At 63.5% G+C, this 12,667-nt stretch carries 11 protein-coding genes; 10 read left to right on the top strand and 1 reads right to left on the bottom strand.

Features of this window, described 5'->3' with window-relative positions; all coding sequences use genetic code 11:
* Window positions 1-50 precede the first annotated feature (50 nt).
* The 8 genes from ACZ51H_RS06730 to epsC all read left to right on the top strand — a co-directional run bounded on the left by ACZ51H_RS06730 (window position 51) and on the right by epsC (window position 8,020).
* On the top strand, window positions 51-488 hold the full coding sequence (locus ACZ51H_RS06730) for a hypothetical protein (protein WP_464770948.1): 438 nt from the start codon (window positions 51-53) through the stop codon (window positions 486-488).
* Window positions 485-1,195 carry a response regulator transcription factor gene (locus ACZ51H_RS06725; RefSeq protein ID WP_460986117.1) on the top strand — a complete coding sequence of 237 codons (711 nt, stop codon included), beginning with the start codon at window positions 485-487 and terminating at the stop codon, window positions 1,193-1,195. Before ACZ51H_RS06730 ends, ACZ51H_RS06725 begins: the two co-directional genes overlap by 4 nt.
* Window positions 1,196-1,321: 126 nt before the next feature.
* Window positions 1,322-2,020 (top strand): carbonic anhydrase, encoded by a 699-nt coding sequence (locus ACZ51H_RS06720; RefSeq protein ID WP_464770946.1) that lies wholly within the window; start codon window positions 1,322-1,324, stop codon window positions 2,018-2,020.
* A 3-nt stretch (window positions 2,021-2,023) separates the two neighbouring features.
* Window positions 2,024-3,520 (top strand): SulP family inorganic anion transporter, encoded by a 1,497-nt coding sequence (locus ACZ51H_RS06715; protein ID WP_464770945.1) that lies wholly within the window; start codon window positions 2,024-2,026, stop codon window positions 3,518-3,520.
* Window positions 3,521-3,809: 289 nt separating this feature from the next.
* On the top strand, window positions 3,810-4,661 hold the full coding sequence (locus ACZ51H_RS06710; protein WP_464770944.1) for a TorF family putative porin: 852 nt from the start codon (window positions 3,810-3,812) through the stop codon (window positions 4,659-4,661).
* Window positions 4,662-4,856: 195 nt separating this feature from the next.
* Window positions 4,857-5,567: a response regulator gene (locus tag ACZ51H_RS06705; protein ID WP_449474649.1), complete on the top strand. Its 711-nt coding sequence runs from the start codon at window positions 4,857-4,859 to the stop codon at window positions 5,565-5,567.
* A gap of 8 nt (window positions 5,568-5,575) precedes the next feature.
* Window positions 5,576-6,898, top strand: coding sequence for an ATP-binding protein (locus ACZ51H_RS06700; protein WP_464772561.1), 1,323 nt, complete (start codon window positions 5,576-5,578; stop codon window positions 6,896-6,898).
* A gap of 111 nt (window positions 6,899-7,009) precedes the next feature.
* On the top strand, window positions 7,010-8,020 hold the full coding sequence (gene epsC, locus ACZ51H_RS06695; protein ID WP_464801313.1) for a serine O-acetyltransferase EpsC: 1,011 nt from the start codon (window positions 7,010-7,012) through the stop codon (window positions 8,018-8,020).
* 3 nt (window positions 8,021-8,023) lie between these two features.
* Here epsC and ACZ51H_RS06690 read toward each other — a convergent pair whose 3' ends face one another.
* Entirely contained in the window at window positions 8,024-9,670 is a 1,647-nt protein-coding gene (locus tag ACZ51H_RS06690; protein ID WP_464801312.1) for an alkaline phosphatase family protein, read from the bottom strand.
* Window positions 9,671-9,748: 78 nt separating this feature from the next.
* On the opposite strand from ACZ51H_RS06690, the gene ACZ51H_RS06685 reads away from it, so the two are divergent.
* Window positions 9,749-11,770, top strand: coding sequence for a protein-disulfide reductase DsbD family protein (locus ACZ51H_RS06685; protein ID WP_464801311.1), 2,022 nt, complete (start codon window positions 9,749-9,751; stop codon window positions 11,768-11,770).
* Window positions 11,770-12,507 (top strand): TlyA family RNA methyltransferase, encoded by a 738-nt coding sequence (locus ACZ51H_RS06680; protein WP_464801310.1) that lies wholly within the window; start codon window positions 11,770-11,772, stop codon window positions 12,505-12,507. The genes ACZ51H_RS06685 and ACZ51H_RS06680 overlap by 1 nt, the downstream gene beginning before the upstream one ends.
* Window positions 12,508-12,667: the final 160 nt, after the last annotated feature.

Below are 12,667 nucleotides of genomic sequence, written 5' to 3'. Positions count from 1 at the left end.
GCCCCGCCTATGCCTTGGCAAGCGCTTCCTATGCCAAGGAGTTTCTTCGCATGCTTTCCATTTTCGCTTCCGCTGCCGTCATGGCCGTCGTCGCTCCGGTCCACAGTGCGGACATCAACCATGCGTCCACAGCCTATCGGACGAGCTATGAAACGGTGTCGACGGTTCATGTCCGGCAGGTCGAACCGCGTTTCGCCAGCCGTCCGACCATGCCCGTCTGCCGCTGGCAGGCCGAACTGGGTGTGAATCGCTCGGTGACGGCAGAGGGCAATGCGATTGCCGCGATGGGTAAGGCCATCCATCGCTTCACCCCGCTATCGGGTAGCTACGCCGGGAACTGTGCAAGCGCGCGGGGCCAGATCGACGCGGCAATCGGGCGCTACGCACGGGCGCGCGCTGGCGAGGCGCTGGCGGCGGCGCAGGGCGACAGCGCAGTTATCCAGGGTGAGCTTGATGGCCTTCGCAGCCTGTCAGTGAAGGGCGGATGAGTTCACCGCTGATCCTGATTGCCGAGGAAAAGCCCGAACAGCGGCAGCAGGTGCGCGAATATCTGGAGCAGAGCGGTTTTCGCGCGCTGCCCGCGGCGTCGGCATCCGACATCTGGAACGCGATCAAGACCGCGCCTGTGGGCGTGCTGGTGCTGGATGCGGCGCTGCGCGGTCCCGATGGCATGGACCTATGCCGTGACGTCCGGGAACGGAGCGACGTGCCGATCATATTGGTCGGCGCGGGCGGCAGCGAGGTCGACCGGGTGGTGGGGTTGGAACTGGGGGCCGACGATTATATGTCCAAGCCCTATTCGACCCGTGAACTGGCCGCCCGGCTGCGCGCGGTGCTGCGTCGCAGCAAAAAGGAGCGGCTGATCGGCCTGCGCGCCAGTACGCTCGCCCGGTTCGACGGGTGGCAGGTCGATTTCGCGCGGCGTGAAGTGAAGGACGAGGCCGACCAGCCGATTGAGCTTACCGCCGCCGAATTCGCACTGCTCCAGGTCATGCTGGAAAATCCGCAGACAGTGATCCCTCGCGCCAGGCTCATGGAATTGGCCGGTGTGCGCGATGCGCCATCGTCCGATCGCAGCATCGACGTGCTGGTCAGCCGGGTCCGGCGGAAGCTGAGCGTTGGTGGCAGGGCCGCGCCGATCGTCACCGTTCGGGGGGCAGGATATATGCTGAGCGCTGCTGTCGAGCGGCAGTGACGACAGAAAATCCAGTCAGACACACTATTTAACAAAACCGCTGCGACGCAGCAAAGGCACGTACCTATTCTTCAAATAGCGCCGATCCGCCCCCCTGATCGGCAACCAAAAAGAAGGATAGAAGCCATGAACGAGCTTATCGGTCGCGTCTTCAGTTTCGAAAGCAAGGTCTTTCCGGACAAGAGCACGCTTTATAACCAGCTTGCCAATCACGGACAGAGCCCCAAGGCGCTGATGATTTCCTGTGCGGATTCCCGCATCGTGCCGGAACATATCATGCAGGCCGATCCCGGCGATCTGTTCGTATGCCGCAATGCGGGCAACATCGTGCCCCCGCACGCCAGCCAGTTGGGCGGCGTCACCGCGACGGTCGAATATGCCGTCATGGTTCTGGGCGTGCGCGACATCATCGTTTGCGGGCACAGCGATTGCGGCGCGATGAAGGCGCTGGCGACGGATGCCGACCTGACGTCGATGCCCAATGTTGCCGCATGGCTGCGTCACTCGCATGCCGCGCAGAAGGTGTGCCGCGAGAATTATCCGTCCGATCTGAACGACGCTGAAAAGCTGCGCAACATGGCGCTGGAAAATGTCGTGGTGCAGTTGAACCACCTGCGCACCCATCCGTCGGTGGCGGCGGGCGTGGCGCGTGGAGAAATCGCGCTGCACGGCTGGTATGTCGATATTCATGCGGGCCAGGTTCTTGGGCTCGACGGGGAAACCGGCCGGTTCATGCCCATGCGCGAAGGCGATCCGCTTCCTGTCGCACAGGCGCAGGCGCGGCGCCTTGCTGGTGAAACCAGCATCGCCATGGCCGCGGAGTAACCTATGCTGAAGGCTCTTTCCGGCGGCACGTTCAGCCGCGACTTCACCGCATCCATCGTCGTGTTCCTGGTCGCGATGCCCCTCTGCATGGGCATCGCGGTCGCCTCCGGCGTGCCGCCGGAGAAGGGGCTGATCACCGGTATCATCGGCGGCATCGTCGTCGGCCTGCTGGCCGGTTCTCCCTTGCAGGTCAGCGGCCCGGCGGCGGGCCTTGCGGTCATCGTCTTTGAAATCGTGCGCGAGCAGGGCCTGTCCGCGCTAGGGCCGATCCTGATCCTTGCCGGTGCGATTCAGGTCATTGCCGGATTGATGAGGGTCGGGGGCTGGTTTCGCGCTATTTCGCCCGCCGTCGTCCACGGCATGCTTGCGGGTATCGGCGTGCTGATCGTCGTAGGGCAGTTCCATGTCCTGTTCGATGACAAGCCGCTGTCCAGCGGGCTTGCCAACCTGATCGCGATGCCAGGCCAGCTTTTCGGTCTCAGCAATCAGGACGCAGCAACCGCCTTTGCCGTGGGTCTGGTCACCATCGGCGGCATGCTGGGTTGGGAAAAGATCCGCCCCGCGTCGATGAAGCTGCTGCCCGGCGCCCTTGTCGGCGTGGTTTTGGCCACGCTGGTGGCGTTTCTGTTCAGTCTGCCGGTGGCGCGCGTCGTAGTGCCGGAATCGATCGTCGCAGCGGTGACATTGCCGGGCGAAGGGCTGTTTCAGCAGTTGATGAACCCGACGGTCATCACGACGGCGATCGCGATCGCGTTCATCGCCAGCGCTGAAACATTGCTGTCGGCCGCTGCGGTGGACCGGATGCATGATGGCGTGCGGACCAACTATAATCGCGAATTGAGCGCGCAGGGGGTAGGCAATCTGCTGTGCGGCGTTGCGGGCGCTTTGCCGATGACCGGCGTTATCGTCCGCAGTTCCGCGAACGTCCAGGCGGGTGCCAAGACCCGCATGTCCGCTGTCCTGCACGGCATCTGGATACTCGGCTTCGTGGCATTGCTGCCCTGGTTGCTGCGTGAGATTCCGATGGCGGCGCTGGCAGGCATTCTGGTCGTGACCGGTGTTCGATTGGTCAGTCTGGACCATGTGAAGCACCTGCTTCACCGTTATGGCCCGCTGCCCGCCGTGGTGTGGGCGGTGACGCTGATCATGGTGGTCACGATGGACCTGCTGACGGGCGTGCTGGTGGGTATTGGTCTGTCGCTGCTTGAGCTGCTGCCCCATGCGCGCCGTCTGCGTCTGGGTCTGGACGAAGACCAGCGGGATGATGCGCATGAATTGGCACTGCACGGCACGGCCACATTCCTGACATTGCCCAAATTGTCGGCAAAGCTGGAGTCGGTTCCCGCCGAACGTCCGGTCATCCTGAACGTCGAGCGGCTGCTCCATATCGATCATACCTGCGCCGAGATGGTGCGGGAATGGATGGACCGCCGCCGTGGCACCGGAGCCAGCGTCGAACTGGCGGGCGCAACCGGACGCCTGCGTAACCTCGCCGCCTGAACCTCCCCCCTCCATCAGGCGTCGTTAGCCGCCGCACCCCTTCCAGGTGCGGCGGCTTTTTCATGTCTGGATGTGATCAGGAAATCAAATGGACATGTTTGGAACGCCATCAGCAAATAACCGTGCCTTTGATGGCACGGCCTGAATGTCACCTTCGCACTTGCGGTAAAAGTCCATTCCCCTTCATCCGGGCGCGCCCTAGCCTGCTGTCAATCCGCCGGGATCCGGGGCATTCAGACCTTTGGGCCAGCGCGGACGCAGGACGGAACATTCTTACCGAAAAAGGGGAATGTTCATGAAAATCGCTAAGTTGCAGATGGCCTGTGCGGCTCTTGCCCTGTTGTCGAGCGCTCCGGCCTTCGCTCAGGAAGAGGCCGAAGGTCCCGTCACCGTTTCGGGCAGCGTTGCGCTGGTTTCCGATTATCGCTTCCGTGGCGTGTCGCAGAGCGACAAGGGCATGGCCATTCAGGGCGGCATCACAGCCACCCATGAAAGCGGCGCCTATGTCGGCACCTGGGCCTCGAACCTTTCCGGCTGGGGCCAGTTCGGCGGTTCCAACATGGAACTGGATCTGTTCGCTGGCTATGCCATCCCGCTGGGCAGCGCGACGCTGGACGTCGGCCTGACCTGGTACATGTACCCGTCGGGCGCGGACAAGACCGACTTCGCTGAGCCTTATGTGAAGCTTTCGAGCCAGCTCGGCCCGGTAAAGGGTCTGCTCGGTGTCGCCTATGCACCCAAGCAGCAGGCGCTGGGCAACTGGTGCAGCGACGCGGCATGCACGGTCGCTGATCCGGGCGACAAGGAAGACAATCTGTATGTCTGGGGTGACGTAAGCGGCGCAGTGCCGGGCACGCCGGTTACGCTGAAGGCACATCTGGGCTATTCGGACGGCAACCCCGGCCTGGGTCCGAACGGCACGTCGATCGCACCCACGGGCAAGTATCTCGACTGGCTGATTGGTGCGGACGTGGCGATCCCCGGCACGCCGCTGACGCTCGGCGTCGCCTATGTCGATACCGACATCAAGCGTTCGGACGAAACCTACATCCGCCCGAACTTCATGGTTCAGGACGGTGACAATTTCGGCAAGTCGATCGCTCGCAGCCAGGTGGTATTCTCCCTGTCGGCCGCTTTCTGACGGAAATCATGCCGGGCCTTTCACGAGGCCCGGCATGGCATTCTTGCTCGTAATGGGGGCGAAATTGTCCCTTGCATGACAAATCATTGCTGAACCTGTTTCCCAGGGTTTCTGCGGTAACGTTCGGTTGACCCTGTTGGAAGCCGCCCCTACTTCAAGCGCTATGAGCCGTTTTAGTCGCGCAACATTTCCGGCATGACCGCCCCCACGATCATACTTGTCGAGGACGATCCGCCGCTGCGCACGCTGACCGCGCGCGCTCTTCAGGAACATGGGTATCAGGTGCGTCCGGCCTCTTCGGGGCCGGAAATGTGGGTGGCCTTTGACGCCGGACCGGTCGATCTGGTCGTGCTGGATGTCATGCTCCCGGGCACCAACGGCATCGACCTGTGCCGCCAGATACGTCGCAAGAGCGACGTCCCGATCATCTTCATCAGCGCGAAGGGCAGCGAGACCGATCGGATCGTGGGTCTGGAGCTGGGCGCGGACGATTATCTGCCCAAGCCGTTTGGCACACGCGAACTGATCGCGCGGATACGGGCTATCCTGCGCCGCGTAGGCGTGGAGCGGGGGCCGGACGAACATCGGGAGAATGAGGCGCGCTTCGACGGCTGGGTCGTCAACTTCCCGCGCCGGGAACTGCGCTCCCCAACTGGTGCGATCGTTGACCTGACGGGCGCGGAGTTCGACCTGCTCGGCTCCTTCCTCAGCCACCCGCAGCGGGTCATCGCACGCGAGCGGCTGATCGAATTGTCGCGCACGCGCATGGGTGACAGCTCTGATCGCAGCATCGATGTGCTGGTCAGCCGGTTGCGGCGCAAGCTGTCGACCGAAGGCGCGGCGGCGCCGATCACGACCGTGCGCGGCGTGGGGTATATGTTCAACGCGGAAGTCAGCCGGGCTTGAGCTTGCATATGAGCCGGTCGCTGGGTCTGGTCGGGCGGCTGCTGGCGATCCTGCTGCTGGCGCTCACGCTGGAATTTGCGGTGGGCACGCTGATTTATGAGCGGGCTGGCCATCTTTCCTTGCAGGATGACGAGGCGCGGCGGTTGGCCGAGCATCTGGTGATCGCGCGCAAGCTGGTGACGGAGCAGCCGCCGAACGACCGGCATGCGATGGCGATCCAGCTTACCACCGATCGCTATGACATTCATTGGACGCCGGCGTCGCCGCCCGCGCCAACGCTGGCGCCTGAGCTGGAGCGGATGCGGCGGCAGATCATCGCTTGGGAACCGAGCCTGGAGCAGTCCGGTCTCTGGCTGCGGCTCGCGTCGCCTGGGGGACGGGTGTCGCAGATCAATGGCGGCTTGCAGTTGCCCGATCGCAGCTGGCTCTATTTTGGGATGCGGCATAGCGGGGGGCAGTGGACCTTTACCATCGGGCGGATGGGGCTGGCGCTCATTCCGCTGGTGGCGCTGATGGTGGCTGGGGGCATGCTGATCCGGCGGACGCTGGCGCCGCTGAAAGACCTTACCAAGGCGACCGAGCATATCGGCCTGAGTGACGAGGTCGTCGTCGCGGAAAGCGGGACCAGCGATGTGCGGGACCTGATCCGTGCGTTCAATGCGATGCAGACGCGCATCCATCGGCTGATCACCGAGCGTACCGAAACGCTGGCCGCAGTCGGGCATGACTTGCGTACGCCTCTGGCGCGCCTGCAGCTCCGGCTGGAGGGAATTCGCGATGCGGAAGCGCGTGATGCGATGGCCGGGGATCTCGGCGAAATGGGGGCGATGATCGAATCGCTGCTCGCCTTCCTCGGTGGGGAGAAGAATGGCGAGCCACCTGTGCGCGCGGATGTGGCTGTCACGGTGGCGACGGTGGTTGATAGCTTTCAGGATCAGGGGGCCGATGTAAGCTACGAGGGGCCGGATCATCTGGAAATGGATGTGCGGCCGCTCCTGCTGCGCCGCGCGGTCATCAATCTGGTCGAGAACGCGCTCCATTATGGCCAGCGCGCCTATGTCAGCGTCGAGCGCCGTGACGGGGAGGCGCTGATCCGGGTGGAGGATGATGGTCCAGGCATCCCGGAGGATAAGCTGGAGGAGGTGTTGAAGCCTTTCTTCAGACTGGATGAAGCGCGGGGGCGTTATACCCGGGGCCTGGGACTGGGCCTCGCGATCGTGGCAAAGGCAGTCGAGCAGGAAGGTGGCAGCCTGCTTCTGAAAAACCGGCCCCAAGGCGGGTTGAGCGTGGAAATCCGCCTGCATATAGCTGGCGCCAACCTCACCCGCTGAAACCGGGCCGACGCTTCCAGTTAAAAAGAAGCATCGCGGGGACAAGCAAAACTCGTTTATCGGATCGGCTGGTGGCGGTCTATGCCAGCTTTCGTTGAACAAGAGGCGCATATGACCGCAGACGGCGAAAGCGAAGATCAACTGCTGGAAGGCTATTGGGACCTGGATCGGCTGGTGAGCGATCTTGGAAAGGTTCGCACGGGCTGGCGCGCGGCGCAGCAGCATCATGCCGAATATGGCGCGGAGGGTTTTCCGTCACGCGCCAATCTTGCCAAGATCATGACGTCGCTGTGTGGCGCGCTGTTTCCGTTGCGCCTTGGCCCGAGCTTCATTCGCATCCACAATGAAGATGCCTTTGTCGCGCAGACGTTGCAGACGGCGCTCAGCCGCCTCTACGGCCAGATACGCCTTGAGCTTCTTTATAACATGCATGGCAGGCCGCCTGCCGAAATCGATGGCGAAGCCGCGCGCATCATCGGCAATTTCGCCCAAAGCCTGCCTGGCTTGCGCGACTTGCTCGATTCCGATGTGGAAGCGGCGTTTCTGGGCGATCCCGCCGCGCGCAGCGTCGATGAGGTGCTGATCTGCTATCCATCGATGCTGGCGATCATCCATCACCGGCTTGCCCATCGCCTCTATGATCTGGGCGCGCCGCTGGTCGCCCGCATCATTTCCGAGATTGCCCATTCGCGCACGGGTATCGACATTCATCCGGGGGCAACGATCGGACGCAGTTTCTTTGTCGATCATGGCACCGGCGTCGTCATCGGCGAGACGGCCATAGTGGGTGACAGGGTGCGGCTGTATCAGGGCGTAACGCTGGGCGCGCGCAGCTTTCCTGCCGATGAGAGGGGCGCGTTGGCCAAGGCTATCCCCCGGCACCCGATCATCGAGGATGATGTGGTGATTTATGCGGGCGCCACCATTTTGGGCCGCATCATCATAGGCAGCCGGTCAGTGATCGGCGGCAATGTCTGGCTGACCGACAGTGTTCCCGCGAACAGCAATGTGCGTCAGGCAAAGGCGCAATATGAGGTCACGAGCCGGGTCGAAGTGTCCGCGCCGCACCGCGTTCACTCCCTGATGGACGCGGAACGGGACGGCTTTGCGGAGAATATTTGACCCTTAATTCGCCGCGCAGCTGTCGCCTTGGCCTGCGATCAGGTCGAGGCACCTGCCGTCTATCTCATTGCGGGCAACGGGCAGACGAATGAGCGCCGCCAGCGTCGGCATGATGTCAGCCGTTTCGACGCCGAGCGGCTGTTCGAAATGCCGCATGCCCTTGCGCCAGAAGAGGATCGGGACGCGCCGATCCGTGTCCCAGGGCGAGCCATGCGTGGCCACAGAGCCATGCGAAGGATCGGCGATGGGCGTTATGCGTGGTTTTAGCAGCAAGACAAGGTCGCCTGAGCGTTCGGGATCGAAGCTGGCCCGGACTTCCTGAAGCAGGCTCCAGCTTTCCGGCGGACCTGAAGGAGACGGCGCTGCGGCGATCTGCGCCTTGGTAAGGACGGTTTCGACCTGCGGATGGGCGCGCAGCAGTATGAGTGTGGCGGCTTCCACCTTGGCGCGTTGGGCGCGGGTGAGATTGCGGTCGAAATAAAGGTCGCCCGACGGGCCATCGCCCTGGATCAAGCCCTTGCCGTTTACGCCGGTGCGGGAGGCCACGGCTTCTGAAAGCGCGCGGGGCATGAGCGCCGGATCGACGCGCTGCTCCATTGGCATCGCATTTTGCTGATGGCGTTCCGGTAGGTCGTGGCCGCCATGATCCGCGGTGAGCATCACGACATAATCGATGCCCTGCTTGTCGATCCGGTCGAAGAAGGCGCCGAGTTCGCGGTCCAGCCGATCGATCTGGATGCAGCTTTCGGTTCCTTCCGTGCCATAGGCATGGCCGATGACGTCGGTCGCCGAAAGGCCGATGGAAATGAGATCAGTTTGAGTTTGTTTGCCAAGGCTCATGCTTTCGATGACGGCAGCGGCGAACGCCAGGGTCATGGCATCCTGCTCGGGCGACGCACGGAATGCGCCGAATTGACCGGCGGGCCTTGCGAAGCGGCGGGTGCCGACAACCCGCGTGCCAGCACTTACGGGAAAATCCTTGGCGGCGCATTGCGGGGGCAGGTCAAAACCGGGATTGGGCTGTGCCAGCCGCTGTGCGAACACTTCATTCACCCGTGCGACCAGCGGGGGCGTTGGCGTGCCGGGATAGCTGACATAGCCCTTCGGCCCCAGCCACCAGACTTGATCCGTCTTTGCGCCGCCCATCATGATGGCCGCGCGATCCTTTCCGGCGATGGCCACATTGCGGACAGCGGGATTGGTTGCCTTCATGCGTTCGCCGAGTGTGGGCACGCGCAGATGGACGGAGGAGGGGATATATTTGGAGCTGCTGCTATCCGGCTGCTTCTCATCCTCCGCGCAGTAGATTGTTTTATCGGGTCGGGCGGCGTTCTGATCGATCCAGCTATTGGCGATGATGCCGGTGCGTGACGGTCGGCTGCCGGTCAGGATGGTGCTGTGGCCCGGGCAGGTTTCGGTTGCGGCATGGCTTTGATATCCGCGCGGAAACACGGCGCCCTCGCTCAGGCGCTTGAGGCCGCCGCTATAATAGGGGCGATATTCGTTGAACAGATCAGCCGAAAACTGATCGACCGAGATTGCGATGATGAGCCGTGGCGGAGCATCGGAAGGGGCGGGTGGCGCGGCAGGTTGGGCCAGCGCGGGCAAAGGTGCCAGCAGCAGGAGGGTATGAAGCGTCTTCCTGAACATCTTTTTCGAGCCCTTCTGTGCCTTGACGGCGCAACCATGCCGACCTAGCCCGCTGTGATCCACGCGAACAGAGGCCCGATGCGGATTTTCCATGTCCTCCTGATGACGCTGGCGCTGTTTATCGCGCCTGTTGCCAGCGCCCAGGGCGCATTCGGATCGGGTGCGCCGCATATCGCCGCGCAATTGGTTGCCGAAAGCGATGCGCCTGCTCCGGGCCGGACCAGCAGCATTGCCTTCGCCATGACGCCAGAGGCTGGCTGGCATGGCTATTGGCAAAATCCGGGTGATGCGGGTCTGGGCATGACCGTGAAATGGGTGCTGCCCAAGGGCGTGAGCATTGGGGCGTTGCGCTATCCGGTGCCTGAGACGCTGCTCATTTCCGGGCTGATGAACCATGTTTATGAGGGGCCTTATGCGCTCCTCGCGCCTGTGAATATTGCGCCTGAGGTGGCGAAGGGAACGCGTCTGCCGATCCGCGGGAAGGCGGAATGGCTGGCCTGCACAGACAAGATTTGCGTGCCTGAGAGCGCTGATATCGCGCTGGACCTGATCGCGGGTGATGGCGCGGTGGCGCCCGCAACGCAGGCCCGGTTCGATGGTTGGCGGGCGCATCTGCCCCGGCCGCTCGGGAGTGAGGCGATTTATGCCATTGCCGATGGCAAGCTGCGGATGTCGATCCCTTTTCCGGGGGAAGCTGCGGCGTCTGACGTGCACCTCTTTCCATTGGAAGAGGGTGTCGTCCGCTATGCCGCGCCTCAATCGGTCCATCGGCAGGGGGACCGGCTGCTGATCGAAACCGAGGCAGGGCAGGGGTTCAAGGGAGATGCGGTGCAGGCAGTCCTCCGCACAGGCGATCATGTCGGCTTTCTGGTGACGGCTCGCCCCGGCGCGGTAGCTGGAGCTAGTTCAGACCTGCTGCGCACGGTGTTGATCGCGCTTGGCGGGGCGATATTGGGCGGGCTGTTGCTCAACATCATGCCGTGCGTGTTTCCGATCCTGGGGCTGAAGGCGCTCAAGCTGGCGCGCGCGGGCGGTGATGAGGGGACGGTGCGGCGGGAGGCGCTTGCCTATGGCGCTGGCGTTATCCTCACCTGTTTGGTGCTGGGCGGGTTGCTGCTGGCGATCCGGTCGGCGGGCGTGGCCGTGGGTTGGGCGTTTCAGTTGCAGGACCCGCGCGTCATTTTGCTGCTGCTGCTGCTGGTGACGGCGGTTGCCTTCAACCTTGCGGGGTTGTTTGAACTGAGCGCATTTGGCGGTGGTGAGAAGCTGGCGGGGAAGGCGGGCGTTGCGGGGTCATTCTGGACTGGTGCTTTGGTCGCTTTCGTCGCCACGCCTTGCACCGGGCCGTTCATGGGGGTGGCGATGGGGGCGGCGTTGGTGCTGCCGGTCGCGGCTGCGCTTGCGGTCTTTGCCGGGTTGGGTTTGGGCCTTGCGCTGCCTTTCCTGTTGCTCGCCTATATGCCGGCGCTTCGGGGGCGTTTGCCACGGCCGGGGGCGTGGATGGGGACTTTCCAGCGAATATTGTCGATCCCGATGTTCCTGACCGCGCTGGGGCTGGGTTGGCTGCTGGGGCAACAGCGCGGCGTGCCGGGGATGACGATCGGTCTGGGCGCGGCGTTGCTGCTGGCGCTGCTGCTATGGTGGCTGGGGGAGCGTCAGCATCGCGGCAAGCGGGGCGGGCTGATCGTCATGCTGAGTGCTGCGCTGCTGCTCGGCGTAGGGATGGTGATGCTGCCTGCGCGCATGGCTGGTGCTGCGCAGGTTCAGGATGGCGCTATGGCTTTTGACGAGGGGCGGCTGGCCGCGCTGCGTGCCGCTGGAAAGCCGGTATTCCTTTACTTCACCGCCGACTGGTGCCTGACTTGCAAGGCCAATGAGGCTGCCGCCATCGACCGGGCCGACACGCGGGAGGCCTTTGCCAAGGCTGGCGTGACGGTGATGGTCGGTGACTGGACGAGTGCGGACCCGGCCATCACACGCTTTCTGGAAGCGCAGGGACGATCGGGCGTGCCGCTCTACCTTTGGTATGTTCCGGGAAAATCCGCCGAGGTGCTGCCGCAGTTGCTGACGGTGTCCACGCTGACCGGGCTGGTGCGCTGATGGCGAAGCTGCGCGCGGATCAGTTGCTGGTCGATTGCGGGCTGGCCGAGAGCCGGGCGCGCGCGCAGGCGCTCATTCTCGCGGGCCTTGTCTTTCTGGGCGACAGGAAGATCGAGAAGGCGGGGCAGCAGGTTGCGGAGGATGCCGCGCTGGAGGTGAAGGGGCGCGATCATCCCTGGGTGTCGCGTGGAGGCATAAAGCTTGCCCACGGCATCGATCATTTCGCGCTGGATGTGACTGGCATGGTCGCGATTGATGTCGGGAGTTCGACCGGCGGCTTTACCGACGTGCTGCTGACCAACGGCGCGGCGCGGATCTATGCGGTGGACAGCGGGACGAACCAGCTTGCCTGGAAGCTGCGATCCGACCCGCGCGTGGTCGTGCATGAGCAGACGAGCGCGCGCATATTGACGGCCGATCATATCCCGGAGCCGGTCGATATCATCGTATGCGACGCCAGCTTCATTTCGCTGGCGAAGGTGCTGGACCGGCCGCTCAGCTTTGCCCGGCCGGGCGCGCATCTCGTTGCCCTCATCAAGCCGCAGTTCGAGGCTGGTCGGGAAGAGGTCGGGAAGGGCGGCGTCGTGCGCGATCCCGCCATCCATGCCCGCGTCTGCGAAGAGGTCAGCCAGTGGCTGACTGCGAAGGGATGGACGGTGCTGGGCGTGACACCAAGCCCCATCACCGGCCCCCAAGGCAATGTCGAGTTTCTCATCGGCGCGCGGCTGGACGGCTAGGCGCGGGCTTGCTCATAGCCCGGCAGGCGTTTGATTTTGTGACAGATGCCGGTCTTCCACCTCTATTCGCGGTTGCGGGATGAAGTGTTTCACCGCAAACCGGTCACTGGCGGCTTGACAAGGCCCGGAAGGATTCGCCCGAGGCCGCCGAGTGAGGATT

It is taken from the genome of Sphingobium sp. TomMM15, assembly GCF_055397045.1.
Note: the sequence above shows the minus strand (reverse complement) of the source record. Positions and strands in the feature narration are given on the sequence as shown.